Below are 1,310 nucleotides of genomic sequence, written 5' to 3' on the forward strand. Positions count from 1 at the left end.
CATTTTTCATTTTTCATTTTTCATTTTTCATTTTTCATTTTTCATTTTTCATTTTGCAGTTGTAGTCTAAGTAGTTTTTGGATGCCCTAAGTATTATTTTTTAATTTTTCAGCCGATTGATAAATATTTAAAACTCTTCTTTTAAAATAAATCTTTTATTTTGAGAAAATATTAATTGATTATGTGTTTTTTTTGCATTTATTTTTATTGAATATTGTTTTAATTTTGAACTTTTGTTACTAGGGATGAGAAATATTGTAATAGTGAATTTCTTAAATATTTATTTTTTTGTTCATCATTATGATTGGAGAAGTTTATTAAATAAGCTTGAGTTTGCATTGAAATAATTTGTGCATAATTTTTATATTCATTGAATGATATGGATGGAGTTATATTTATAATTAATTTGTATATTGTATCTAAGTATTGGCTTTGTATTTTATTTAACATGTTTTTTCCAGATGATAATCTTTGAGCTGAAGAAATTAATTCAATGAAAAGTATGTATGTTTCTTCATTTTCCATTTCATCTAGAATTGTATTTATAAAATTTAAAAATCGTGATAGAGGATCTTCATCTGTCAATGAATTCGTTATACCTTTGATCTTATCGTTGAATTCAAGAGCAATATCTCTAAATAAATATTCAATTAATTGGTTTTTATTTTTAAAATAGTGCTGAATAGTACTAATATGAATATTCATCCTATTAGCTATGGCTCTCATACTTAATCCACTATAACCTTCATTTATTAATATTTTCTTTGATGTATACATTATTTTTTTTACAAAAATTAAATTTTTTTCAGTGAATTTTTTTTTGTCTGAAGAAGGTGGCACTTTTATTTCTCCAATTTAAAGGAAGTGGGTGATAAATATTAAGTTTTAGTGTCTCAATTTTTATAAATAAAATATGTGTTTTTTTAAAAAAATCAAGATTTATTTTAATTTAATCATTTTAAAACAGTCACCTGACTGAGTTGATTCAGTCAGGTGACTGTTGAATTTTTATATGGATTTAAAAAAATAATTTAATAACAGTGGGTTATGTTTTGTTTTGAATGTTGGGTATTTTATTAATTAAAGTTTTAATTTTAATAAATGTAATTGGTGTTTACGAGACAATTATCATTTTGTATATTTTGCGCAAACAGCATCACATTTTAATTTTTATTAAATTTAAAAAATAATAAAAGTTTTTTGTGGTGAGTGTTTTATATTTTTAAAGTTTAAAAGGGTTTTATTATGAATATTAAGAAATCACTTCTTGCTGCATTAATGGTTGCTGGTTATGCGGTAAATACTCAAGC

The 1,310-nt window shown here is 22.4% G+C and carries 1 protein-coding gene; it reads right to left on the minus strand.

What is annotated here, in order from left to right; all coding sequences use genetic code 11:
* Positions 1 to 219: 219 nt before the first annotated feature.
* Entirely contained in the window at positions 220 to 840 is a 621-nt protein-coding gene (locus RMB03_RS00585) for a TetR/AcrR family transcriptional regulator (protein ID WP_311073131.1), read from the minus strand.
* Between the last annotated feature and the right edge of the window lie 470 nt (positions 841 to 1,310).

Source organism: Acinetobacter sp. V91_7, assembly GCF_031799075.1.
Classification (GTDB): Bacteria; Pseudomonadota; Gammaproteobacteria; order Pseudomonadales; family Moraxellaceae; genus Acinetobacter; species Acinetobacter calcoaceticus.